Origin of the sequence: Sorangium sp. So ce327, assembly GCF_051530205.1 — a bacterium.
Lineage (GTDB): Bacteria > Myxococcota_A > Polyangia > Polyangiales > Polyangiaceae > Sorangium > Sorangium cellulosum_B.
This window is the reverse complement of sequence record NZ_CP150330.1, coordinates 3,402,330-3,427,521: the sequence shown is the minus strand read 5'-3', so window position 1 is coordinate 3,427,521 and position 25,192 is coordinate 3,402,330. Positions and strand designations below refer to the sequence as shown.

Genomic DNA, 25,192 nt, shown 5'->3' with positions numbered 1-25,192 from the left:
CCGAGCAGACCGAGCACCCACTTTCGCCATGGGCATAAGGAGGTGTCGCGCAATGCGGTTTTCCTGCTCGTGACAACCCGCAACACCGGTAATATCGGTCACGGATCGCGCCGGGCCCCACCCGAGGTCATCCGAGGTCTTCTTGCCGCGTTGCCCTTCCTGCCATCGCCGACTCGCAGTGCTCACCTCCTGCTCGACGGACGGAGCCACGGCGCCGTCCCGCCCGGCGCCGGTCGATCTCGACGCCGAGACGCCGCCGTCCGTCGCGGGCTTCCGCGTCGGCTCGCCGCTCGCGGCGGGCGCCTTCTCGGTCCTCTGGGCTGCGACGCGGTCGGAGGACGGCGCTCCCGCCGTGCTCAAGATCAGCAGGGCCCACTCGCTGCTCGCGCGCGAGCGGTTCCGCAGCGAGGCGTGGGCCCTCGAGCAGCTCGGTCCCCCGGCCTCGCCTCGCCTGTTCCAGAACGGCGTGCTCGAGGACGGCCGCGCGTACATCGCGATGGAGCGGCTCCGCGGCGAGACGCTGGCGGCCCACCTCGAGGGCCTGCCCGCCGCGCCCGACCTGCGCTCCGCCCTCGACGTCGCGCTCGGCGTGCTGAGCTGCCTCCAGGTGGTGCACGAGCGCGGCCTGGTCCACCTGGATCTCGCGCCCGAGAACGTCTTCCTCGAGCCTGACGGCGGCGTGCGGCTCCTCGACTTCGGCCTCACGCAGCGCGAGCGCGGCGTCGTCTGCCACCCGGCGGACAGCGCGCTCACCACGCTGGGCGCCATGCTCGGGACGCCCGAGGTCGCGTCGCCCGAGCGGCTCCGGGGCGAGCCGCTCGACGCGCGCGCGGATCTCTACGCCTTCGGCGCGCTCCTCTTCGAGCTGCTCACGCTGCGCCCTCCGTTCGCGGGCGATCCCGCGGACGTCGCGCAGGGGCACCTCGGCCGGCTCCCCCCCAGGCCGAGCGAGATCGCCCCTGTCCCGCCGTCCATCGAGGCCCTCGTCCTCGCCTGCCTCGCCAAGGAGCGCGCGCGCCGCCCGGCCGACGCCGCGGGCCTGCGGGCCGCGCTCGCGTCGGCGGGCGCCGAGGCGCTCGCCCTGACCGGCGGCGCCGCCGGCGCCGCGGCGATCGCGGGAGACGACGCCGCCACCGGCTCCACGGACCGGCACGACACGGTGGTGCTCGCCCTGGAGGCCCGCGGCGCCGAGGCCGAGGTCCGCGCCGCCGTGGCCCGCCACGGCGGGCACCTCGCGCGGCAGCGCGGCTACCGCTTCGTCGCGATCTTCCCCGGCCCGAAAGAGGCGGCCGCGGAGCGCGCGCTCCTCGCGGGGCGGGAGATCGTCGCCTCGGTCGGCGCGCCCCTCGCGATCCACGTCGCGCCGTTGAAGCTCCGCCGCGACGGCGAGGGCGTCCACGCCGCGGGCATCGCCGTGGAGCGGCCCGAGTCGTGGCTGCCCTCGGATCCGTGGCGCGGCATCGCGCTCAGCGCCGAGCTCGTCACCGCCCACGCCGGGTTCGACGTCGCCGCGGCGAGCGAGGACGGCCGCTACTTCTTCGCCCCGGACGCGCCCCCGCCCTCGGGCCATCGCGGCGCGGCGCGCGCCGCGCCGCCGCTCGTCGGGCGCGGCGAGGCCCAGAGCGCCGCCGAGGAGAGCCGCGAGCGCGCGCTCGCGGGCCTCGGGCCCGGCCTCTGCGCGCTGATCGGCGAGCGCGGCGCCGGCAAGTCGCGCCTCGCCGAGGAGATCGCCGAGAGCAGCCGGCGCGCGCACCCCGGCGCGCTCGTGATCTCGCTGCGCGCCGAGCCGGAGCTCGGCGCGCGCCCCGGGGGCGGCTACGGCCGGACCGCGGCCGCCTTGCTCGCCGAGGTGCTCGGCGCGAGGGACGGCGCCCTCGCGGCGCCGGGCGACCCGCGCGCGTTCTGCGTCGAGCGGCTCGGAGAGCCGCTCGGCGGCGAGGTGTGGCCCGCCGTGGCCGCGATCCTCGGCTGGCCGGGCGGCTCCGCAGGCCCGCCGCCGCCGCGCCGCGGGAGCGTGATCCGGGCGCTCGCCGAGGGGCTCCGCCGGAGGGCGATGGAGCGGCCCGTCGTCGTGATCGTCGACGACGCGCACCTCGCCGACAGCGCCACGCTCGACGCGCTCGACCTCGCGACGCGGCGCGAGGCGTCGGTCTCGCTCTGGGTGCTGCTCGCCGGCGCCCCGGCGCGCTGCTCGCCGGCGCCCCGGCGCCACGCGCTGAGCGCCCGCGGCCACGCGCGCGATCACGTCGCGCTCCCGCCGCTCGACGACGCCGCGGGGCTCCTGCTCTGCGCGGAGCTCCTCCGGCCCGCGGAGCCTCCGCCGAGCGCGACGCTCCGGCGCATCTGCGCGTGGGCCGGCTACAACCCCCGCGCCCTCGTGGAGCTCACCCGGGCGATCAAGCGCGCGGGCCTCGTGCGGCTGCGGGCGAGATCGAGCGGCCACCAGCTCGCGACCGCCGAGCTGGAGAGGCTCCCGCCGTCGCCCGCGTGGCAGTGGTTCGCCGCGGGGCAGCTGGAGGCGCTCCCGCCGGAGCTCGCTGCGTGCGCGAGGCTCTGCGCGGTGCTCGGCTTCGAGCTCTCGGAGGACGTGGCGGCGAGCGTGCAACGCGCGCTCGAACGCGAGGGCGAGCGCGAGGACGCGGCGGCGGCGAGCGTCGACCACGTCGATGTCCCGAGCGCCCTGCGCGCGCTCGTGGCGCGGGGGCTCCTCGTCCCCCGCGGCGCGCACGGCGCCGCGCACGGCGAGGGCACCCTCTGCGGCGGCGCCAGCTACGCCTTCCGGAGCGCGCTCTTGCAGGAGGCCATCTACGCGCTGCTCGCGGAGGACCAGCGCGCGGCGATGCACCGGCACGCGCTCGCCGTCTGGGAGCTCATGGCCGAGGCCCGGCCGAGGGCGCCGGATCTGCTCGAGCCGATCGCGCGCCACGCCGCGGCCGCCGGGGCGCGCGCGCGCGCGGCGCACGCGTACCTGCTCCTCGGCGATCTCCAGCGCGACCAGCACAACAACGCGGTGGCGGAGGGCCACTACGCGTCCGCGCTCCTCTGGGCCGACGGCGACGATCAGCGCCAGCGGTACCTCGCGCTCCTCGGCCGCGCGCGCGTGCGCTACCGCGTCCTGCGCACCGGCGAGGCGCTCGACGATCTCCGCTCCGCGGGGGCGCTGGCCCGGACGATGAAGGACCCGCGGATGATCGCGGAGGCGCTGCTCGAGGAGGCGACCGCGCTCGACTGGGCGGGCGCCTGGGAGGAGTCGGCGGCGCGCGTCGAGGAGGTGATCCCGCTGCTCGACGCCCGCGAGGGCCGCGCCGACGCCGCGCTCGCCGCGCGCTTCGAGGTCGCCGCCGGCCGCTCGGCGTTTCGCAAGGGCAACCTGGACGACGCCCTCGAGCGGCTCACGCACGGCGTGGAGCGCGTCCGCGAGGCCGATCACGACACGCACGTGACCGGGCTCACGCTGCTCGCCTGCGTGCTCGCGCGGTCCGGCCAGCTCGAGGAGGCGGAGCGGCGCTTCGACGACGCCGTGCGCAGCTGCGAGGAGCGCGGCGACCGGGCCCACCTCTGCGCGGCGCTCGTCCGCCGCGCGGAGCTCTGGCCGGCGCTCGACGCCCCGGATCGCGCGATGGCGGACCTCCGGCGCGCGGTCCAGCTGGCCCGCGAGGAGGCCAGCGCCCTGGCGGAGCGCGACGCGACGATCAAGCTCGCGGAGCTGCTTTATCTCTGGGGGCACGAGGACGAGGCGCTGCCCCTGGTGCGGCAGGCGCGCTCGCTCGACGAGCAGCTCAAGGACAGGCCGGCCTACAGGAGCGCGCTCCTGCTCGCGCGGATCCACGCGATGCGCGACGAGCACGCGGACGCGAGCCGGCAGCTCCGGTGGCTCAGGGCGCAGGGGGCGGTCGCGGATCTGCCGCCGTACGCCCAGGCTCTCCTCGGCGTCATGCAGCTCGCCGTGAAGGACCCGAGGTCCGGCATGGAGAGCACGCGCACGCGGGCGACGGCGCGCGAGGAGGGGGAGCCGCCCGGCGAGCTGGGCGGCGTCCTCAGCGCCGATCAGCGGGTCGAGCTCCTCTACTGGCGGGCGCGCGCCCTGGTCGACGCCGGCCGCCCCGAGGATCTGGCGCTGCTCCTCGCGCGCACCGCGCCGCTGCTCGCCCAGAGCCGGGCCTGGCGCCCGCGCTTCGCGAAGCTCCGGGCGGGCGACGGGCAGCTCGCGGGATAGCGCCGCCGGGGCGCGGGGCCTTCACCTCGGATCGACGCGGAACACCTCGCCGGTCAGCATGACGACGTAAAGCTCGCCCGCGGCGTCCTCGCCGAACGAGGCCGCGGGCAGGCGCGACTCGAGGTCCGCCGTGATCTCGACGTGATCCCGCGCCCTCGATCCGTCCCACCGCAGCGTCCAGAAGCGGTGCGTCCCGTAGTCGCCGTAAACGTACCTTCCCCGGAGGCACGGAATCGCCGAGCCGCGATAGACGTAGCCGCCCGTGATCGAGCCGCCCTCGCCGCTCGAGTGGCTGTGCTCCACGGCGGGCGCGACGCCGACGCGGGAGCACCCGGCGGCGACGCAGTGGTCACCCTCCATCGCAGGCCACCCGTAATTGCGCCGCCCGGTGCGCGCGGGCTCGATGTCGAGCTCTTCCCAGGCGTTCTGTCCCACGTCGGCGATGTAGAGATCCCCCGTGCTCCGGTCGAAGCTGATGCGCCATGGATTGCGCAGTCCGTAGTCCCAGACGAGCGGGTTCACGCCCGCGCCGGAGAGGTTGCCTGGCGGGCCGAGCCCGCTGTCCACGTCGATCCGCAGGATCTTGCCGAGCGGAGACGAGAGATCCTTCGCCGGAGAGGCCGAATACGGCGTGACGGCCGAATCGCCGACGGACGCGTAGAGGTAGCCGTCGGGGCCGAACGCGAGCGTGCCGCCCACGTGGTTCCAGCCGCCGTGCCTCGCGTCGAGGAGCGTCCGGACAGGCACGCTCCCCGGCGACGTGTCGGCGACATCGGGGTTCGAGGCCGAGCGGCGGAACTCGGCGATCGTGACGTTGCCCCTGGGCGCGGCGGTGTAGAAGAGCCAGAACCGGCCATTCTCCGCGTAGCCCGGGTGAAACGCCATCCCGAGCAGCCCGCCCTCCGCGGTCGGGCTGGGCGCGCACACGAGCGGGTTCGCGCTCGCGGGCGGCGAGGGCGGGCACGATGTCCCGCCGCGGATGTCGAGGAACGGGGTGGACCGGAGGACACCGTCCTTGATCAGGCGGACGACGCCGTCCTTTTCGAGGACGAACATCCTCGATCGGTCGCCCGGCGGGCTCGCGAGGAAGACGGGTGTCGCCAGGCCGGCCGCGACCTGCGTGAGCTTCAGGCGCGGCACCCCGGCGCACGCGGCGCCGGAGCCGTCGCTGCCTGCGCCGGAGCCGTCGCTGCCTGCGCCGTCGCTGCCGCTGGTACCGCTGCCGGAGCTCGCGCTCGTGCCGCTGGCGCCAACGCTCGCGCCGCCTGCGGCGCCGCCCGCGCTGCCACCGCCGCTCCCTGCCTCGGGCGGCGGCCCGAGGCCCTCGATCCACGAGCGAACAGCCGCCAGGCCCGCCGCGTCGGCGGCGTCCGACGCGATCGGCGGCATCTGCGCCCTGGAGCCGCGGTGCTCCATCCGCCGCACGACGGCGCTCGACTCGGGATCTCCCGGCGTGATCCGGTAGAGCGCGCCGGGCTCCCAGAAGCTGGGTGTCACGCCCACGCCGGTCGTGTACGTATCGGTGCTCTCCACCGTGGTGTTCGCCGCGAGCAGGCGTGTCCGCAGGGTCGCGACGCCGGTGCTGTTGTGGCAATTGCCGCAGTTCGCATGAAGATAGCCGAGCGCGGCGGCCGCCCGGGCGTCTCCCGGCGGGCGCACCCCTCCCCGCCTCGGGACGGTGAGCCACCCGGCGTCGCTCAGGGACGCGATCGTCTCGCCCGGTCCATCATGGCTCAGCTGCAGCGCGCTGAAGCCGAGGACGCGCTCCGGGAGCTTTCCGTGGCACTCCCAGCAGTCCGCGGTCCGCGGGATGTCGTGCGCGGTCCCGCGCGCGTCCTCGACGCCCGCCTCGACGAGGAACGCGTCGTTCCTCGCCGGATCCCACGCGTACGCGGCGAACAGCCAGTCGTCGATGCCGGGCCCGAACCGGTGGATGAACCGCGTCTCCACGGCCACGCCCTCCGCGCGGAACTCCTTCCAGAAGCGCGCGCCCACCGGCAGCGACCAGTGATCCATGTCGCTCGTGTCGACGGTGGAGCAGGGCGGCAGGTACACGAAGCGCCGCTTCGCCGCCCCGTCCGACCAGAGCTCGTAAGCAGGACGAAACTCGCGCGTGCCCGCTGCCCGCGATCGCGTCGTGATGTCGGCGTAGAGCCCGGTCTGGGAGAGCCGCGCGGGCGGCAGCGGATCGGGCGGCAGCGCGGCCCCGTCGGCGCACGGATCATCGTCCGCCGCGCTCGACGTGCCGGTCGAGCTCGACGCGGCGGCGCTCGACGCGGCGGCGCTCGACGTGGCCGCCGCCGGGCCCGTGCAGGGAGCGCAGCGCGGCCCTCCGCAGTCGAGGCCCGCCTCGAGGCCGTTCATCACCCCGTCCGAGCAGGTCACGTAACAGACGTCGAGCCTCGGGCGCTCCTGCGCGCTGCCGATCTCGCTGCTCCTCAGGTAGGTCGTGTGCGCGCGCTCCTCGTCGAGCAGCAAGCCGTCGTTCCGCGCCGTCCCGAGCGCCCACGACTGCACGAGCGCCGACACGTCCGTCGCGCGAGCGCCGACGCCGGCCTCGGCCGCGAGGGTCGCCGCGCTCTCGCCTTCAAAGCCGCTGTCCCCGATGCTCCACCAGGTGACGGTGCGCTCGTCCCACGGCACCGTGACGCGGTGTACGCTCACAGCGCTGCTCTCCACCGCGTACGTCTGATGGAAGACCAGCGAGGCAGAGAGGACCGTCGCGCCGACGGGCACGGGAGAGAGCCCGAAGTACACGACAGACCGGCGACGGCCGGCGCCCGCGGCCCACCCCGTCGACAGGTTCGGAGATGCGGAGTCGTTCCACCCCGGAGCGTTTTGCCACAGTGTCGCGTCTCTCACCGTGCCGAGCGTTCCACGCTGGATGGTGACGCACACCGCACCATCGCTCGACAGCGCCGCCGAGCCCGCTCCGAGCGCCGCCGAATCCCCCTCTCCGACGCCGGGAATCGCGCCGGAGGGGCGCCCGGGCTCGCCCTCCGTCCCGGGCGCGGTGCTGCAGCCGATCGCCGCCGCTGCAGCGGCGCCGGCCAGGACGCCGCGCATCACGAGAAAAGGGACGCCCGTCATCGCCGCCAAGCGACGTGGGCGACGGCGCGACGGCCCGAGTGGCCAGGGCGGCCCGAGCGAGAAGCATCGTTGTTCCATACAGCAATACCCTCCTTGCTGGGTCGCCCGGCCGGATGTTTCCCTCAGGTGAAGGCGCATGTGCGCGAGCCGCGCGGTGGCCGCACCGGATCCATGGACACACCTGAGCACCGATGGACGCCACGTTCGTCATCAACGAGCATGCCACTCCGCCGCGGGCGACGCGTCGCGTTATGCCCTGGAGGAAAGCGCGCTCGTCGCGCGAACTGCGAAGCGCATCACATTCCGAGGTGAGAACCGCATCACATCGGAGGCGCGATGGCGGAGCTCGCTCCGGGTGCCCTGCTTGTTCCGCGCTCGTCGCCCGCGCTCACGCTCTCACGAGAGGGGAGCAAGAAGCCGCGCCGCCAGCGGAACTAGTGGTTGGATCCTGCGCGAGGGCGGCGTAACATGACAGATTGTGTCATCCCCCGAACCGACGCAGAGCGCCTCGCTATTCCTCTGCATCACCTTCTTTCCGAGCGAGCGCCTGGCGACGGCGGTGCTGCGGCTGGTGTCCAGCTTCTGCGGCGCCGTGCTGGACGACGCGAATGTGAGCTCGCGGTTCTACATGGCCGCGCACGAGCTCGCCGAGAACATCACCAAATACTCCACCGGCCCTCGCGTCAGCCTCGAGCTCGCGCTGGAGGAGGACGAGCGGTCGCACATCATGAAGATCCGCGCGCGCAACGAGGCGTCGCCGGAGCGGCTGCGAGAGGTCGAGAAGCGGCTGCTCGACCTGAAGACCGCGAGCGACCCGCTGAAGCACTACGACGACCTCATCACGGAGACAGCGATGGTCGAGGGCGTCTCCGGCCTCGGCCTCGCGCGCGTCCGCGCCGAGGGAGGGCTCGACGTCGACTACAAGATCGAGGGCAACGAGCTCACGATCATCGCGCACGCGCCGCTCGAGCGGTGGAGGATGAATGGACAGCCTAAGGGTTGATCGCATCACCACGGACAGCTTCGGCATCGAGCCGGCGCTGCTCGGCGATCGCCTGAGTATCAAGCTCACCGGGACGGGCGACATGGCGGCGGCCGCCCCGCTCGGCGCCTATTGCAAGGAAGTCCAGCACGAGGTCCGGCGCCTCTCGCTCGCAGCGGTAGAGTTCGACATACGCGCGCTGTACTTCCTGAACTCCAGCTGCCTGAAGGCGTTCATCGCCTTCATCTCCGGCGTCACCGGCCAGGGCCCCAGCTGCAAGATCCGGTTCGTCACGGACGCGAGGCTCGGGTGGCAGCGGCGGAGCCTGGCGGCCCTGGAGCGCATGTCCCCCGGCCTCGTCTCCATCCACGACAAGTGAACGGGGAGCGATAGATCATGGCGGCGAAGCGCCACACGATCGCCCTCCTGACCGACTACCTCTGCGGCGAGTACCAGTCCGAGGCGCGCTTCGGGGTCGAGCGCGCGGCCGAGGCGCACGACGTCAACCTCATCGTGGCCTTCGGCGAGACGCGCGCCCGCCAGGGCTACACGCTGGACGCCCGGGGCGGGATCTATTCGCTCATCGGCGCGACGACGGTCGATGGGGCGGTGATCATGTCGTCGGCGCTCACGAACCACGTCGGCCCCGACGGAGCGCGCGAGTTCTGCCGATCGCTCGCGCCCTTGCCCGTGTGCAGCGTGGGGCTCGCGCTGGACGGCATCCCGAGCGTCATCGTCGACAACGCGGTCGGGGGGGAGGCGGCGGTCGCGCACGTGCTCGACGACCACGCGTGCAAGCGCGTCGCCTACATCAGCGGACCGGCCAACAACGAGGAGGCGAAGCTGCGCGCCGCGGCGTACCGGAGGGCCCTCGAGGCGCGCGCGCTCCCCTATGACGAGCGCCTCTTCGTGTACGGCGACTTTCTGATCGACGGCGGCCGCCGCGCGATGCGCGAGCTCCTCGGGCGCAGGGTCCAGTTCGATGCCGTCGTCGCCGGCAACGACAACATGGCCCTCGGCGCGATGGACACGCTGAAGGCGCACGGCATCGACGTCCCTGGCGACGTCCTCGTGTGCGGGTTCGATGACGTCGCCGTCTCGCGCGTCACCAGGCCGTCGTTGACGACCGTCCGCCACCCGATCAAGGAGCTCGGGGCGCTCGCCGTCGAGACGGTCGTGCGCCAGCTCCGCGGCGAGCGCGTGCCGGAGTGCAGCCTCCTTCCCGTCGAGCTCACGCGGCGCGAGTCGTGCGGCTGCGGCTACTACGCTGCCCTCCCGCGCGCGACCGCGGCGCCTCCGCGCCGCGAGCCGCTCTCCATCGCCGCGCAGCGGGAGCCGCTGGAGCGCGCGCTCGCGCGGTGCGTGACCGTCCCGGCGGCGTCGCGCGAGGCCTGGCCCCGGGAGCTGCTCTCCGCGCTCGAGGAGGAGCTGAGCGGGCGGGAGGGCCGCTTCCTGACGGCGCTCCAGGACCTCCTCGACGCGGCGGGGCGCGAGGGCGTCGCCCTCGACCAGTTCCAGGGCGCGATCACGCTGCTCCGCTCGAAGATCGGCCGGGCGCCCGGCGGCGCCTCCGAGGACCGCCTCGAGCGGCTCTGGCACACGTGCCGCATCCTGATCAGCCACGCCTCCATCCGCGCCGAGGGCGAGAAGCGGCTGTACCTGGAGCGCGCGTCGGTCAACCTCAGCTGGACGGGCATGTTCTTCTCGACCTGCCTCGGCATGCCCACGCTCCGGCGCACGCTCGCGGCGGAGCTGCCGAAGCTGGATCTCACGCACGTCGCCATATCGCTCTTCGACGATCCCCAGGGCGCCACCCTGCAGTCGCTCTTTCTGATGGAGAACAGCCGCGAGGTGGAGCCGCCGCCCGCGAGCTTCGCGTCCTCGCGCCTCGCGCCGCCCGGATTCCTGAGCTCGTCGGAGCGCTGGAGCGTCGTCGCGATGCCGCTCACGTTCGGCGAGACGGAGAACTACGGCGTCGCGCTCGTCAACAGCGGCGCGAACGAGATGGTCTACGACGCGGCGCGCCTCCAGATCGGCTCCGCGATGAAGGCGGTGTCGATGCACCGGGAGATCGTCCGGCACGTGGAGGTGCGCGAGCGGCTGGAGCAGGAGAGGGTCCACCAGGAGACCCTGGTCGCGAAGCACATCCAGACCACGCTCGTCCCGGCGCACCTGCATGTGGAGGGGCTCGATCTCTCCGCGATGATGCGGCCGGCCGCGGAGGTCGGCGGCGACTACTACGACGTGCTCCCCACCCGGGACGGCGGGTGGCTCGGGATCGGCGACGTCGCGGGGCACGGGCTCGTGGCGGGCCTCGTCATGTTGATGATCCAGAGCATGGTCGCGGCCATGACGCGCAGGGATCCGCGCGCCCGCCCGGGCGAGGTCGTCTCGGCGCTCAACCGCGCGATCTACGACAACATCCGCGACCGGCTGAAGCGCGACGAGCACGCGACCCTGCTGCTGCTGCGCTACGAGCGCGACGGGCGGGTGACGTTCGCGGGCGCGCACGATGACATCCTCGTGTGCCGCGCGAGGACGCGGAGGAGCGAGTGCATCCCGAGCTCCGGCGTGTGGGTCGGCGTCCTGCCGTCCATCGACGCGATGACCAGGGACGCCGAGCTCGTCCTCGAGGACGGCGACCTGCTCGTGCTCTACAGCGACGGGGTGACGGAGGCGCGCAACGCGCACCGGGAGCAGTTCGGGCTCTCGCGGCTCTGCGCCACCGTCGAGGCCGCCCAGGACGCGCCGGTCGACGACATCCGCGACCGGATCCTGCGGGAGGTCGACGGCTGGTGCCCCAGCCCGGACGACGACATCACGATCGTCGTGGGCAGGTACCGCGCGCCGCGGTGATGGCGGCTCACCGGGCTCGTCAGCCCGTGACGCGGCCCTCGATGATCCCGCCGTCCGCGGTGATGGCGACGACCACCTCGCCGTCGACGAACAGCGACACCACCGGGCCGACCCAGGCGTCGTTCTCCCAGACGCACTCCCACACCCCGGCCATGGGCGGGATGCCGCCGCGCCGCACCCAGATGCGCCCCGCGCTGCCCGCCCAGGCGCGCCCCTCCGCGTCGATCGTCGCGGCCGACAGCGCGCGCCGCGGCTCGATGATCTCCGTGAAGACGCTCTGCCCGTACCGCCAGACGACGCTGCCCTCCGCGCCGACGGCGATGCCCACGCCGAGATCGGGCCGCCCGGCGCACGCGACGAACGCCCGCGCCGGCGGCGCCGGGATGCGCTCCAGGTGCCAGTCGAGCGGCGCGTAGAGCGCGACGAGCCCCTCGCCCTTGGTCGAACGGCCGACGACCAGCCACCGCTCGTCCTCGACGCGCGCGACCGCGGCGAGGAGCGCGACGCCGTCGGCCGGCATCGGCCGCAGCCAGCGCGTGGCGATGAACGCGTGGAGGAGCGGCCGCGGATCGTTCGGCGTCGTCGAGACGAGGATGCCCATGTCCTCGAGGTCGCCGCTCAGCGCGACGTGGCTCTGCGGCTCTCCCGGCAGCTGGAAGACGCCCGTCACGCCGCCCGTCGTGTACACGGCGAGCGTCGAGGCGTCGCCGCCGATGAGCCACCGGCCGGGCCCGATCCGGTGCACGAAGCGCACGCCCTGCGGGCTCGGGAGGCCACCGGACGACGCCTCGCTCCAGCTCGTCCCGTTCCAGAAGAGCAGCCCCCCCGTGGCCGCCGCGAGGCACCGGCCATAGCCGTCCCAGGCCACGCTCCGGATGACCGAATCGAGGCTCGGGTGGTGGAGCACGCTCCACGTCCAGCGCTCGACGACCGCCGACAGGCGCGGCGCGGGCTCCCGCGAGGCGCGCGGGGGCGCGCTGATGATCTCGGCCTCGATCGGGCGGTCCTGGCTCGGGCGCTCGGCGGCCTTGGCGTTTCGCGGCGACAGCAGCGTCTGGCCGAGCTCCCCCTTGAGCTGCACCGGCGCGTTCATGTGCGTGGACGGGACGGTCATCGGACCGACCTCCTCCGCGGCGCGCACGCGCTGCTCCCCCGCGCTCGCCACGATCCGCTGCTCCAGCGCGGAGATCGGCGACGCGGGGCGGAGGTACGGCGAGAGCATCGCGGCCACGGCCACCGCCTCCTGGAGGCGCTCCTGGGCCTCGCCGGTGGACGCCCAGCGGAGCGCGAAGTCGATCGACTTGCACGCCTGGTCGTTGCCGCGCAGCGCGGGGTGGAGCCACCGCGTCTCGACGATGCTCCGGCGCGTGCGCGCCATGGCGGCCATGAGCGCCTGCGCCTGCGACTCCGCGATGATGTACTCCTCGCCCGTCAGCAGGAAGAAGATGACGGACGCGAGGTTGAAGATGTCGGTCCACGGGCCGATCGTGCTCGGATCGGCGGACAGCATCTCCGGCGGCGCGACCCCGGCGTTTCCGACGACGCCGGCCATGATCGTCTCGCGGATGCCGCGCGGCCGCGCCATGCCGAAGTCGCTGATCTTGAACAGCTCGTCGTCGCCGGAGCCGCAGCAGAGGATGCTCTCCGGCGTGAGCTGCCGGTGGACGACGCCGACGTCGTGCACCGCCGACAGCCCGCTCGTGATGCACTCGATGGCGCGCGTCGCGCGCGCCGGATCGAACGCGTGGCCCGTGGCCTGGATGGTCCCCTGCACCCGCTGCCGGAGCGTCACGCCCTGCACGCCGCCGTGCACGTACTCGATGGTGATCCAGGGGAGGTTGAGCGCCTTCGTGCCGCGGCGGACCTCGAACGTGCCGGTGTCGATGAGCCGGACGACGAAGGGGGTCGGAGGGACCTGCTCGTTGAGGCGGCCGAGGGACACCGCCTCTTTCTTCACGATGACGGCCGCCGACGGACCCATCTGCCTGAAGAGCGACGGCCGGAGGATCTTGACGACCACGGGCGTCTCGCCTTCGGGCGCGGTGCGGACCGCGTAGAACGAGACGAACATCGTCCCGGCCCCGGCGCGCGACACGATCCGGTAGCCGATGCTTGGCGAGAGGTCGCTGGCGATCGTGGCACCCTGCAGACCTCCGAGGGCCTCTTCATCGCTGGGTATTGTGAGCACGTGAACGACCATAGCGCACCCGGCGCGGCGTGGAACAACTTGCCGGGGGGGAGCCACGCCGCCGCCTCGGGCATCGCCGGCGCGCCGCCGGAGCCGCTCGGGGAGCGGCCCGTCGGTCTGCTCGCGGCGGCGAGCGCGCGGGCGTCGAAGCGCGCGCCCCCTGTAAGCCGACCTGGGCGGCGCGCGTTGCACGGGCATGAAGAACCAGCGCTCCCTGTCCCGCGCGTACCTCGCCGGGCTCATGCTTTCCGTCACACCGCTGCTCGCCGCGTGCGCGGCGCAGGCGACGCCGCCCGTGGCCGCCGCCCCGGAGGTCAACACCATCACGGTCGTCGGCCGCGGCGACGTCAGCGCGAGGCCTGACATCGCCCGGGCCCAGATGGGCATCGAGGTGATGGCGCCGACGGTGCACGAGGCGACGAAGCTCGCCGCGGCGCGCATGACCGAGATCCTCGCCGCGCTCAAGAACGCCGGCCTGGCCGAGAAGGACATCCAGACCAGCAACTACTCCATCCAGCTCGTGCGGCAGCCCGACGTGCCGCCCTGGATGGCCATGGGCTACGCGCAGCCCGGGCCCGTCGCGCCGGCGCCGGCGGCCCCGGCCGCGCCGCCCGCGGCTCCCGCGGGGCGCGGACCGAAGGCGCCTCAGCCGCCCGCGCCGAAGCCGCCGCCTGCCGACCTGGCGCCGGCAGCGCCGCCTCCGCCGTCGCACGTCTATCAGGTGAGCAACACCGTGATGGTCGTCATCCGCAACCTCAATCAGGTCGGGGCGGTGCTCGACGCCGCCGTGGCCGCCGGCGCGAACAACGTCTGGGGCGTCTCGTTCGGCCTCGACGAGACCGACCCGCTCGAGGCGCGCGCGCGGGAGAAGGCGATCGCGGACGCGCGGGCTCGCGCCGAGGCGCTCGCCAGGCTCCAGGGCGTCTCGCTCGGCCGCGTCGTCTCGATCAGCGAGGTCGTCGAGCACGGCCCCATCTACGCCCCCCGCGCCGCGCTCGCCTCCGGCGGGTACGCCGCGGACATGGGGACGCCCGTGTCGTCCGGCGAGGTCCCCTTCGGCACGCAGGTGAAGGTCGTCTACGCGCTGGAGAGCGCGCCGGCGAGCCCGCGCAAGTGACGCCGCGGCGCGCGTGGAGGGGCCGCGGGCGCGCCGCCGCGGGCGGCGGCCGCCAGATTCCAGCTAGATCGACCGCGCGTCGCCCCAGCGGGTAAAGTCCCAGCATCCAGCACGGCCCCCGACCCGATCGGCCCCTGCACAGCGCCACCATGATCGCCCCGTCCCGCCCTCCCCTTCGCCGTGCCCCTGTCCTCGCGGCGCGCCCGCGCTGTTCCGCCGCGCTCGTCCGCTCGTTCGCGGCGGCAGCGCTCGTCACCTCGACCACGGGCTGCCTCGTGCTCGAGCCGCCGACGTACGAGCATCCCGAGCAGACCGCGCCGGTGCTCTCTGCGGTCTTCCCTCCTCCCCACCTTCCCATCCACATCATCCCGGGGCGAGAAGGTATCCTGAGTTTAAGCTTGACCGTTCTGTCCGAGGACAACGGCGACCCCGTGCAGACTGCCCAGTACATCGATTATGGGAGGCGCAGCCGCTTCGGGAGGCCGTACCGGAGAGGAGAGGTGTCCCCGGGGTCGATCGCGGCCGGGACCATCGAAGGCGGACAGCGCGCCTTCACGATCGAATTGGACTTCGACAGCTTCACGCTCCCGACAGACGGGGTGACGCCGGAGAAGGAGTGCCACACGCTCACCCTGACTGCGTCGCACGCCTTCACCGGGTGCCGTTGCCCGGCGGACCCGGAGGACATGAGCTCGCTCACATGGCAGCTCATCCACTGCGACCCGAATGACCCGGCCTGCCCCGCGTCGTGCCCTGCGATGGATTGCAAGGCCACCCCCTGCCTCTTTTGCGATGATCCCTCGCTTGATGACGGTTGCGTGACCCCGCCCCCGGACGACTGACGCCGCGAGGCCGCCGCGCTCCAGCGGCATTGCGCGCGCCCCCGACGCCGCAGGGGCGTGGTACACGGGGTCGATGATCGCTCCTCCTGATGTCCAGCCCTCTCTCGCGCCGAGCGGCGGGGTCGTGCGCCCTGCGCGCCGGCCGCCCGGGTGGGTCGCCCCTGGGCCGCGGCCGGCGACGCCGGATCGCCCGGAGGTCTGGCCCGGCCCCGGCGAGGATCTCTGCTATCTCTCGGGCGATTTCCGGATCCTGCAGCGGCTCGACGGGCACCGCTGGTCGGCCGACGACCTCGTGACCGCCTGGTTCGCGGCCGAGCGGGTCGCGGACGCGCCCCCGCGCCGCACGGTCGACCTCGGCTGCGGCATCGGCACGGTGCTCCTGTTCACCGCGTGGCGCTTCCCGGAAGCGCGCTGCGTGGGCGTGGAGGCGCAGGAGGTGAGCGCCTCGATGGCGCGGCGCTCGGTCGCGTGGAACGGCGTCGACGCGCGCGGCGAGGTCCGGTGGGGGGACCTGCGCGATCCGGCGGTGCTCGACGGGCTGGCGCCGGCGGAGCTCGTGACGGGGACGCCGCCGTACCTGCCTGTCGGCACCGGCATCGAGTCCTATCGCGTCCAGTGCGGGCCGTGCCGCTTCGAGCACCGCGGCGGCGTGGAGGACTACTGTCTCGCGGCCGCGCGGCTGCTCGCCCCCGGCGCGCCGTTCGTGGCCTGCGCCGGAGCGCGGCAGCGGCCTCGCGTCGAGGCGGCAGCGGCGGCGGCCGGGCTCGCGCTCGAGGCGTGGCGCGACGTCGTGCCCAAGGAGGGCAAGGCGGCCTTGTTCTCGGTCTATGCCCTGCGCCACGCCGAGGCCGTGGCGTCGTGCCATGTCGAGCCGCCGCTCGTGTTGCGGGGCGGGAACGGGCGCTTCACCGAGGAGCTCGACGCGCTCCGCCGGACGATGGGAATACCGGTATAGCCCGGGCTCCTGCGCGGGTGTGTCGGCGGGGGCTCACCACCTTGTCGCGGAGCGCACGACTCTGCACCCCGCGACACGACAGCCCTCGTTCCAGCGGCTCTGCCTCGTTCGCGGGCCGTCAGCTCGGCTGTGACACGAGCGGAAGGGTCATCGTCTGCGCGCGAACCAGCGGCCGTCCGTCGCGCGACAGGAGCGCATCCTTCGCTGGCTGGCCCTGTGCCGCGCGCGGTCGCGCCGGGCGCGCCGGCTTGTCTCCAGGCTCGGGCACAGGCGCAGGCGCAGGCTCGGCGGACACGCGCTCGACCGGGGCCTCCCATGCGTGTCGGGTCCCGCCGGCCTCGTTGGCCTGGAAGAACACGGCGCGGAGCGCCCTCCCCTCGACGTCCGTCTCCACGGCCATCATCCAGAACCACGGGCCATCCGGCTCGGTTTCCTGCCCCATGAACGAGAAGGCCATCTGTCGCGACTCCGAGCGGCGACCGTGCTCGCTGCGCGCGGCCTCGAGGTGCCGCTGCGAGGGTTTGTCGGCCGGACCGCGGTACACGCGCACTGCGACGCCCTCGATGTGCGGCATCAGGTACAGCCCGTCTCGATGGACGGACAGCCACGGGTGTTTTCCGCTCTCTGCCAGCTTGCAGAGGGCATGACCTAGCCGCTCGTGCGCCTTGCAGCCGATGCCCCAGCTGGTGTCCCCCTCTTCGGGGTTCGCCTCGCGGAACGCCTTGTTACGGACATCGACCGCCGTCTGTGCCAGCAGGACGAGCCGGGTCTGCTGGAGGACGGGGTTCAGCTCCCAGGGCAAGGACGTATCCATCGCACCGGGCACGGTACGCGTGTTCACTGAAAAGTCAATCTGTACCGGCGCTTGCACGTGTGCGGTGTGGCTCCGTGCGCCGCGCGGGCGCGGCTGGCGCGGCGGGTCTGCCCGGCGCACGCCACGCACGGCGCCGCTGCGCGCCGTACGGGGAGCGCGCCGTGCTAGAGCGCGCTCCACGCACGGCGGCGTCGCGTGCGGGGAGGTGTCCTTGGGAGAGGCGATCGTCGGAGGGAACGCCGCGGAGCGACCGCTGGTGGGCGTGGGCGTCATGCTGGTGCGCGACGGGCGCGTGCTGCTCGCGCGGCGCCGCGGGAGCCACGGCGACGGCAGCTACTCGTGGTGCGGCGGCCACCTGGAGCTCGGCGAGTCGTTCGAGGACTGCGCCATCCGCGAGGTGCGCGAGGAGAGCGGCCTTGTCGTCAGGAAGCTCTCCTTCCTGTGCCTCAGCAACATCCTCGCCTACGACAGGCACTATGTGGACATCCAGCTCCTCGCGGAGGAGTTCGACGGCGAGCCCGAGGAGCGCGAGCCCCACAAGATCGCCGGCTGGGGCTGGTACCCGCTCGACGCGCTGCCCACCCCGCTGTTCCGCCCGGTGGAGCTGGCCATCGCGAGCTACCGCAGCGGCCGCCGCTACAACCCCTGATCCCGGCCGCCGCGCGCCGCCACCCCCGACGCCTCCGCAGCTGGCCCGACGCCGTCGACAATGTCCGGTCCCACCTGGCAGAACAGCCCCGCCTTCGCTCCGCCGCCTCCACCTCCGCCTTGACCACGGCCGCCGGTTGAACCGGGAGCGCCGTCGCCGCCGCTCAGGCCCGTCAGCGCCAGCGTCGCGCCGTTTCCGCCGGCGCCGGCGGGACCGGCTGCTCCCGAGACACCGTGTCCGCAACGCACGCGTTCGACGCGCTCCCCGCCTCCGCGCTCGCCCCGGCCACCGGCGCCTCGCTCGGCGTCGCCCCCTTGGCCCCATCCATCCCATCTCACATGGACACGGCCATCGACCTCGTCGCGCTCTCGGCGCTGTTCAGCGGCAGCTGGCCCGAGATCGCGGGGAAGACCGCCGCGACCGAGGCAGAGGTGAGGCGCGCCGGCGAGCTCGGGCCTGCGCGCTGCCGGGTCCGCTGCAGTTCGTCCGGAAGCGGTCGTGCAGCTCCGCCATGGCCGATCGCGACGCCGTGCTCGGATAGCGGGGCGTATGGCCGCGCTGTGGGCTCGCCGTCCGGGCAAGCGCAGCCAAACCTGCCTTGCCTGGTTGGCTGCATTTCCTTTTCTGGAACGCGGACTCATGACGCCTGCGACATGAGGCACAAGATCCACGCTCATGTCGACAGCGCATGGCATCACGGTCCGTCACGTCTTCACAGGGTCCTGCCGGCGCGGGGCGCTGAGCCCGGCTGGTATGGATTCGAGCCCGCGTGATGCGCTCAATCACGTTCTCGGTCCGGCTCGGCGGCCCGGCCGACGACGCCCGAGCCCCGTGGAGCACCGCGCACGCGGCCTCATCGCCCTCGCCGAGCGTGTCGCGCATCAGGAACCCTCTCCATGCCCCTCGCCTCCCCGTACACGATCACCATGCCTCTCTCCCTCGATGGCAGAGCCGTCGTCTATCGTGCGGTCAGGAGCGCCGATCGCTGCCCGGTCATCCTCAAGGTGCTCGATCCGCGGCGCAGCCGCCCGAAGGACCGCGAGCGGCTGAAGCACGAGTATGAGCTCGGACAGCTGCTCGACGCCCGGGCCGTCATCAAGCCGCTCGCCCTCGAGACGTACCAGGGCATGCCGGCCCTCATCCTGGAGGACTTCGGCGGCCAGTCCCTCGATCACCTGCTCGGGACGCCCATGGGGATCGAGCGCTTCCTCCCCCTCGCGATCCGCATCGCGGCGGCGGTCGCGGACGTTCACCAGCAGGACATCATCCACAAGGACCTGAAACCCGGCAACATCCTCGTCAACCCCGCCTCCGGCGAGGTCAGGATCGCCGACTTCGGGTTCGCGTCCCGCCTCCCCCGCGAGCAGCAGCGCGCGCAGCCCCCCAGGCTCATCGAGGGCTCCTTGCCCTATCTATCGCCGGAGCAGACAGGTCGGACGAGCCGGGCCATCGACAACCGCACCGACCTCTACTCGCTCGGCGTGACGTTCAATCAAATGCTCACCGGCAGGCTCCCCTTCGAGGCGCGCGACCCGGTCGAATGGGTCCATTGCCACGTGGCCCGCGTCCCCACGTCGCCGTCGGAGCTCGTCCCCGAGGTGCCCGAGACGATCTCGCGCATCACCCTGAAGCTCCTCTCCAAGATGCCCGAGGATCGCTACCAGAGCGCTCGCGGCCTCCAGCGCGACCTGGAGAGGTGCCTCGCAGCGTGGAGCGCGAGCGGGCGGGTGGAGCCGTTTGCGCTGGGCGAGCGAGACACGACAGGTCGGCTCCAGATCCCGCAGAAGCTCTATGGCAGAGAGGCGGAGGTCGCCACCTTGCTGCAGGCCTTCGGCCGCGTGGTCGCCACGGGGACGCCGGAGCTCCTGCTCATCTCCGGATACTCCGGGATCGGCAAGAGCGCGCTCGTCCATGAGCTGCACAAGCCGATCATTCGGGAGCGGGCCTTCTTCCTCTCGGGCAAGTTCGATCAGTACAAGCGCGATATCCCCTACGCCACGCTCGTCCAGGCCTTCCAGGAGCTCGCGATCGAGCTCCTCGCCGAGAGCGAGGAGCGGATAGCGGCGTGGAGACGGCAGCTGCTCGACGTCCTCGGGGTCAACGCCCAGCTCATCGTGGAGGTGATCCCGCAGGTCGAGCTGATCATCGGACGGCAACCGCCGGTCCCCGAGCTGCCGCCGACCGAGGCGCAGAACCGCTTCCGCATGGTGCTCCGGCACTTCATCGGGGTGTTCGCCCAGAAGGAGCACCCCCTCGCGCTCTTTCTCGACGATCTCCAGTGGGTCGACGCGGCCAGCCTCGGGCTGCTCAAGGACCTCTTGGCCCACCCTGAGATGCGCTATCTCCTCGTCATCGGCGCCTACCGCGACAACGAGGTGTCCCCCGCCCACCCGCTCCTGGTGACGTTGGACGAGGTGCGGAGAGACGGCGCGCGCGTCTCGAACATCGTGCTCGGCCCGATACCGCGCGAGCACCTCGCCGCGTTCGTCGGCGAGGCGCTTCGCTGCCGCCTCGAAGACGGCGCGCCGCTCTCCGATCTCGCCTACGAGAAGACGGCCGGCAACCCCTTCTTCGCCATTCAGTTCCTCCTCTCGCTCCATGAAGAGCGCCTGATCGAGTTCGACGAGCGCACGGAAGCCTTTCGGTGGGACGTCGCGAAGATCCGCGAAAAGGGCTACACCGACAACGTGGTCGACCTGATGGTCGGCAAGCTCAGGCGGCTGCCCGCGGAGACCCAGGGAGCGCTGAAGCAGCTCGCCTGTCTGGGAAATAACGCCGAGGTCGCCCTCCTGGCGATGGTTCGCGGCAGCGTGGAGCACGACGTGCACGCGGACCTCTGGGAGGCCGTCCGCGCGGGCCTCGTCATCCGCGTGGACAGCACCTACAAGTTCCTCCACGACCGCATCCAGGAAGCGGCCTATTCGCTCATCCCGGCGGAGCTGCGCGCCGAGGTGCATCTTCAGCTCGGCCGGCTCCTCTTGTCTCGGTTGCCAGAGCAGGGGATCGCAGAGCGGGTCTTCGATGTCGTAAACCAGCTCAATCACGGCGCCCACCTCCTCACCGACCCGCGCGAGAAGGAGGCGCTCTGCCGGCTCAACTTCCTGGCGGGGACCAAGGCAAAAGCCTCGGTGGCCTACGCGTCGGCTCGCAGCTACCTGGCCCAGGCGACATCCCTGCTGCCACCGGACGCCTGGAGCGCACGGTACGACGATGCGTTCACGCTCCACCTGGAGCTCGCCGAATGCGAGTACCTCGTCGGCCGCTTCCAGCAGGCCGACGAGCTGTTCGACCTGATTCTCCAGAACGCCCGCTCCAAGCCCGACCGATCCAGGGCGTACCGATCGCGCCTGCGGCTCTACCAGATCGCCGGACGGCACCGCGACGCCGTGGCGGTCATGCTCCAGGCCCTGCAGCTCTACGGGGTGATGCTCCCGGAGTCCGACGAGGAGATCCGGATGGCCGCGGAGGCCGAGATCCGGCAGGTCTCGATCAACCTGCAGGGGCGCCCCATCGCCGCCCTCGTCGATGCGCCTGTAGCCACCGACGAGGGCGCGCGGGCGCTCATCGGCCTGATCGCCGAATCGTTCCCCATCGTATACACCTCGCGACCGGCGCTCTGGGTCCTGCTCACCGCCAAGGGGGTGAGCGTCTCCCTGCAGCGCGGGCACGCCGAAGAGTCCTCTTTCATCTATAGCAATTACGGCATGGTGCTGGTCTCGTTCTACCGCGACATCCCGCGCGCGCTTCAGTTCTCCGAGATGGCGCTCAGGCTGAATGAAAAATTCAAGAGTTCCACGGCAAAACTGAAAGGGAAGCTGCTCTTCCAGAATGCAAGCGTCATCAGAGTCTGGTGCAGGCGCTTCGTAGCGAGCCTCCCGCTCATGGAGCAGGCCTTTCTCGCTTGCCTCGACATCGGAGATCTCGTCTTTGCCGGCTACTTGACCTACAACATGACATGGCTCGTCCTGGAGAGCGGAGAGCCGCTCGCTCATGTCATCGATGTCGCGCGGAAGCAGATCGCGTTCGCCCGGCAGACCCACAATGACGTGGTATACCATGTCCTCCGGCTCGAAGAGCAGTTTGCAGCGAGCCTGAAGGGAGCGACGCAGGCGCCCACGAGCTTCAGCGACGGCACCTTCGACGAGGAGAGCTGCATCGCGGCCCTCGAGAAGGCGGGCTTCGGCCTTGGTATTACATACTACCACGTCATGAAGCAGATCGCGGCATTTACCCATGAACGCTATGCCGAAGCGCTTGAGTCCGCGACCAGCGCCACGTCGACGCTGCACCAGGTGGCATCGATGGCGATCGAGGCGATGCATCACTTCTACCACGCGCTCACGCTGACGGCGCTCTATGCGCAGGCCCCTGCCGAGCAGCAGCGGCAGTTCGCGCAGACGCTCGAGGAGCAATTGCAGAAGCTGGCGCTCTGGGCCGACAACTGCCCCGACAACTTCCGGACCCGCTACGCCCTGGTATCCGCCGAGGTCGCCCGCACCGAGGGGCGGGACCTCGACGCCATGCGCTTCTATGAAGAGGCCGTCCACTCGGCGCGCGACAGCGGCTTCGTCCACGTCGAAGCGCTCGCCTTCGAGCTCGCATCTCGGTTTTATCGGGCGCGAGGGTTCGTGCGCTTCGCCGACACCTACCTGCGCGAGGCCCGCTCCTGCTATGTCCGCTGGGGCGCCGATGGCAAAGTCCAGAGCCTCGACCGATGCTACCCCGAGCTCGTCGAGCGACCATCGGTCGCGCTCACCGCCACGTTCGTGGCCGCGCCCGAGCAGCTCGACCTGTTCTCGGTGGTCAAAGCCTTGCAGAGCATCTCGTCCGAGATCCTCTTGCCGAAGCTCAGCGAGACGCTGCTGCAGATCGTGCTCCAGCAGGCGGGCGGGCAGAGAGGGGCGCTGATCCTGGTCCGCGACGGCGAGCTCGCCGTCTACGCCGAGGCCACGACCGACGGGACGGAGATCCGCGTCGCGCGCCACAAGGGCGTCCCGGCCTCGGCGGCGGCGTTCCCGATGTCGATCCTCCACTACGTCGCGCGGACGCGTGAGCCCGTCATCCTGGACGAGGCCGCCGCGGCGACGCGGTTCGCTTCGGACGAGCACCTCACCCGGAGACGGCCGCACTCGCTGCTGTGCCTCCCCATCGTACGGCAGGCGCGCCTGAGCGGCCTTGTCTACCTGGAGAACAACGTCGCGACGGGGGCGTTCACGGCCGGCACGATCCGGGTGCTCGAGCTGCTCGGCGCCCAGACGGCCATCTCGCTCGACAATGCCATGCTCTACGCCGACCTCGAGCGGAGCCAGATGGAGATCAAAGCGGTGCTCGACAACATGGTCGACAGCGTCTTCGTCGTCGACCGGAACGGGCGCGTCACCCTGGCCAACCATGCGGCGGCGCGCCTCGCAGGGCTCGCGAGCCCGGACGAGGCGCGCGGGCCCATCGCGGAGCTGGCGCGGCGGCTCTGCTTCGACCGCCCGAACGGGACGCCCTACGAAGCGGAGCAAACGCCGCTCATGCGCGCGCTCGGCGGCGAGACGGTGGCCCTGGATGAGGGGACGATCTCGCTCCCCGGCGCGGAGCGGACCCGCTACGTGCACACGAGCGCGTCGCCCATGCGCGATGCGGGGGGGCAGGTGGTGGGCGCGGTGGCGGTCGTGCGGGACGTCACCGAGCTCGTGGAGCTCGACCGGCTCAAGGACCAGTTTCTCCGCGTGGCCGCGCACGAGCTCAAGACGCCCGTGACGGTGATCATGGGCTATGCCGAGATGCTCTTGCGCACGGCGACGGAGCTGCCGCCGGGTCAGCGCCGGATCCTGGACGGGCTGCTGCGGGGCGCCGACCGGATCGAGCGGATCGTGGCCGATCTGCTGTTCCTCTCGCAAGTCCAGCTCGGCCGGCTGGATCTGGTGCTCGAGCGCGTGGATCTCGGGGAGCTGGCCGAACGCATGGCGGCGCGCCTGGAGCAGGGGGCGCGGTCGCGCCGCATCCGGGTCACGTGCGCCGATCCCGTGGTGCTCCAAGGGGACCGCGAGCTCTTGGAGCGGGTCGTGGCGCACTTGCTCGACAACGCCCTGCGGTACTCACCGGACGGCGGCGAGGTGGAGCTGGACGTGCGGATGGCGGACGCGCTCGACGCCCTGGTGTCCGTGCGCGATCAGGGGGTGGGGATCCCCGTGGAGAAGCGGGCGCGGATCTTCGAGCGCTTCCATCGCGCCCACACCGATACGCCCCACGATTACGGAGGGATGGGGACGGGGCTGTACCTGTCGCGCGCGATCGTGGTGCGCCACGGAGGAGAGATGTGGTTCGAGAGTGAGGAAGGCCGTGGCAGCACGTTTCACGTCCGCCTGCCCCTCACGTGCGAAGGTGCGACCGTACCATCCTGACCAGCTGATCGCAGTGAAAGGGCTTCGCGATCCACCCTGCGGCGCCGATCTCCTGGGCTCGAAGGGCGGCGTGCTCGGCCGCGGTCAGGACCATGATGGGCACCGACCGGCCGTATCGGATCTGGAACTCCCGCGCGAACGTCCGGCCGTCCATGATCGGCATCTTCATGTCGAGCAGGATGAGGTCGGGCATGTGTTCACCTATCCTCTCCAGAGCCTCTTGTCCGTGCCGCGCGGTCTGCACATGGAATCCCTCCACCGAGAGCGTCATTGCCACGAGCTCGCGCAGGTCGTCGTCATCTTCCGCAACGAGAATGTTCATCGTCACCTCGATCTCCATGGCCCCCAGAGTGACCGATAGGGCTCAGGCCACCTTTCGGTTCACTCAGCGCGGGAGCCCGATGACTCCGTCGAGCTCTCTTCAATATCGATCCGCTAGCCGCTGGCCATCAACACTCATTTTCTATACTGTACTTCACTGTACTGCACAGCCGTTCCTCGCTCCTGGCGCGCCGGCACAGACGGACTCGACCGGGAGCATCCTCATGACCATTCGAGTATAGCCATTCCGATTCACGTCGGCCTTCAGAAAACCCCTCATCGCCGGACGGTTACTCCCTCGGCAACCGCCTTTCCGCGGACAGGCAGGTCCGACGGCGGGCATGCGGCCTGGCTCTGCCTGCAAGCCCACGACCGAGGTGATCGTGACGACCCTGGCGCCGTGCTGGCTCGCCCGTCGCCATGCTCGGCGGGGAAAAGGCGAAGCTCGCCATGGATCGACGAGAGGGACAGCTGCTGGACGGCTGAACCAATCGAGGCCGGCGACACGCGTCAAGGCCATCGCTTCTTCGGCGTGCCCCGAGCAGCGTGCGCCAGCCGCCCGCCCGGCCCTCCTGCGCGACGCTTCCGCGCGCCGGGGACGGGCTCCCAAGGCCCCGCGCATGCGAAGGCGCACCATCGGGATCGGCGTCCTCCGAGCGCGCGGCGGCCTGGCCGGCCGGCGAGCGCGGCGCAAAGCCACGGTCGCCGCGCAGCGTGGCATCCTGCCACAGCTCCGACATCCCGCCTGACCGTGACGCGCCCGCGACACG

General features: G+C 72.1%; 13 protein-coding genes. 9 read left to right on the top strand and 4 right to left on the bottom strand.

Going from position 1 to position 25,192, the window contains the following annotated elements; genetic code table 11:
• Positions 1-178 precede the first annotated feature (178 nt).
• Entirely contained in the window at positions 179-4,216 is a 4,038-nt protein-coding gene (locus WME95_RS13050) for a serine/threonine-protein kinase (RefSeq protein WP_437908711.1), read from the top strand.
• A gap of 21 nt (positions 4,217-4,237) precedes the next feature.
• Here WME95_RS13050 and WME95_RS13045 read toward each other — a convergent pair whose 3' ends face one another.
• On the bottom strand, positions 4,238-7,306 hold the full coding sequence (locus WME95_RS13045; protein WP_437908710.1) for a PQQ-dependent sugar dehydrogenase: 3,069 nt from the start codon (positions 7,304-7,306) through the stop codon (positions 4,238-4,240).
• 478 nt (positions 7,307-7,784) lie between these two features.
• Here WME95_RS13045 and WME95_RS13040 point away from each other — a divergent pair, with 478 nt between their 5' ends.
• From WME95_RS13040 to WME95_RS13030, 3 genes are read left to right on the top strand one after another with little or no spacing between them, the layout of a single operon-like run.
• A complete protein-coding gene (locus WME95_RS13040; protein WP_044964684.1) occupies positions 7,785-8,309 on the top strand; it encodes a hypothetical protein in 525 nt (174 codons plus the stop codon).
• Entirely contained in the window at positions 8,290-8,667 is a 378-nt protein-coding gene (locus WME95_RS13035; RefSeq protein ID WP_012234954.1) for a hypothetical protein, read from the top strand. The genes WME95_RS13040 and WME95_RS13035 overlap by 20 nt, the downstream gene beginning before the upstream one ends.
• A gap of 17 nt (positions 8,668-8,684) precedes the next feature.
• Positions 8,685-11,144 carry a SpoIIE family protein phosphatase gene (locus WME95_RS13030; RefSeq protein WP_437908709.1) on the top strand — a complete coding sequence of 820 codons (2,460 nt, stop codon included), beginning with the start codon at positions 8,685-8,687 and terminating at the stop codon, positions 11,142-11,144.
• Positions 11,145-11,163: 19 nt separating this feature from the next.
• Here WME95_RS13030 and WME95_RS13025 read toward each other — a convergent pair whose 3' ends face one another.
• A complete protein-coding gene (locus WME95_RS13025) occupies positions 11,164-13,332 on the bottom strand; it encodes a serine/threonine protein kinase (RefSeq protein ID WP_437908708.1) in 2,169 nt (722 codons plus the stop codon).
• A 196-nt stretch (positions 13,333-13,528) separates the two neighbouring features.
• Between WME95_RS13025 and WME95_RS13020 the strand changes: the two genes are divergently transcribed.
• The 3 genes from WME95_RS13020 to WME95_RS13010 all read left to right on the top strand — a co-directional run bounded on the left by WME95_RS13020 (position 13,529) and on the right by WME95_RS13010 (position 16,246).
• Complete coding sequence (locus WME95_RS13020; protein ID WP_437908707.1) at positions 13,529-14,449, top strand: SIMPL domain-containing protein; 921 nt, start codon at positions 13,529-13,531, stop codon at positions 14,447-14,449.
• A gap of 398 nt (positions 14,450-14,847) precedes the next feature.
• On the top strand, positions 14,848-15,291 hold the full coding sequence (locus WME95_RS13015; protein ID WP_437908705.1) for a hypothetical protein: 444 nt from the start codon (positions 14,848-14,850) through the stop codon (positions 15,289-15,291).
• Positions 15,292-15,364: 73 nt separating this feature from the next.
• Complete coding sequence (locus WME95_RS13010) at positions 15,365-16,246, top strand: tRNA1(Val) (adenine(37)-N6)-methyltransferase (protein ID WP_437908703.1); 882 nt, start codon at positions 15,365-15,367, stop codon at positions 16,244-16,246.
• Between the two features lie 118 nt (positions 16,247-16,364).
• On the opposite strand, the gene WME95_RS13005 is transcribed toward WME95_RS13010, so the two are convergent.
• The gene (locus tag WME95_RS13005) at positions 16,365-17,087 is read right to left on the bottom strand and encodes a hypothetical protein (protein ID WP_437908702.1); all 723 of its coding nucleotides are present in this window, start codon (positions 17,085-17,087) and stop codon (positions 16,365-16,367) included.
• Positions 17,088-17,271: 184 nt separating this feature from the next.
• On the opposite strand from WME95_RS13005, the gene WME95_RS13000 reads away from it, so the two are divergent.
• Both WME95_RS13000 and WME95_RS12995 read left to right on the top strand, forming a co-directional pair.
• Positions 17,272-17,709: a nucleotide triphosphate diphosphatase NUDT15 gene (locus tag WME95_RS13000; RefSeq protein ID WP_437908701.1), complete on the top strand. Its 438-nt coding sequence runs from the start codon at positions 17,272-17,274 to the stop codon at positions 17,707-17,709.
• An 896-nt stretch (positions 17,710-18,605) separates the two neighbouring features.
• Positions 18,606-24,101, top strand: a complete 5,496-nt coding sequence (locus WME95_RS12995) for an AAA family ATPase (RefSeq protein ID WP_437908700.1) — start codon at positions 18,606-18,608, stop codon at positions 24,099-24,101.
• Here WME95_RS12995 and WME95_RS12990 read toward each other — a convergent pair.
• Entirely contained in the window at positions 24,070-24,441 is a 372-nt protein-coding gene (locus WME95_RS12990) for a response regulator (RefSeq protein ID WP_437908698.1), read from the bottom strand. The two genes, WME95_RS12995 and WME95_RS12990, sit on opposite strands and share 32 nt — an antisense overlap.
• Between the last annotated feature and the right edge of the window lie 751 nt (positions 24,442-25,192).

Bases quoted from the DNA above. Each gene is read 5' to 3' on its own strand.
- WME95_RS13045 (WP_437908710.1), bottom strand. From the start codon at position 7,306: ATGACGGGCGTCCCTTTTCTCGTGATGCGCGGCGTCCTGGCCGGCGCC.
- WME95_RS13035 (WP_012234954.1), top strand. From the start codon at position 8,290: ATGGACAGCCTAAGGGTTGATCGCATCACCACGGACAGCTTCGGCATC.
- WME95_RS13030 (WP_437908709.1), top strand. From the start codon at position 8,685: ATGGCGGCGAAGCGCCACACGATCGCCCTCCTGACCGACTACCTCTGC.
- WME95_RS13020 (WP_437908707.1), top strand. From the start codon at position 13,529: ATGAAGAACCAGCGCTCCCTGTCCCGCGCGTACCTCGCCGGGCTCATG.
- WME95_RS13010 (WP_437908703.1), top strand. From the start codon at position 15,365: ATGATCGCTCCTCCTGATGTCCAGCCCTCTCTCGCGCCGAGCGGCGGG.
- WME95_RS12995 (WP_437908700.1), top strand. From the start codon at position 18,606: ATGCCCCTCGCCTCCCCGTACACGATCACCATGCCTCTCTCCCTCGAT.
- WME95_RS12990 (WP_437908698.1), bottom strand. From the start codon at position 24,441: ATGGAGATCGAGGTGACGATGAACATTCTCGTTGCGGAAGATGACGAC.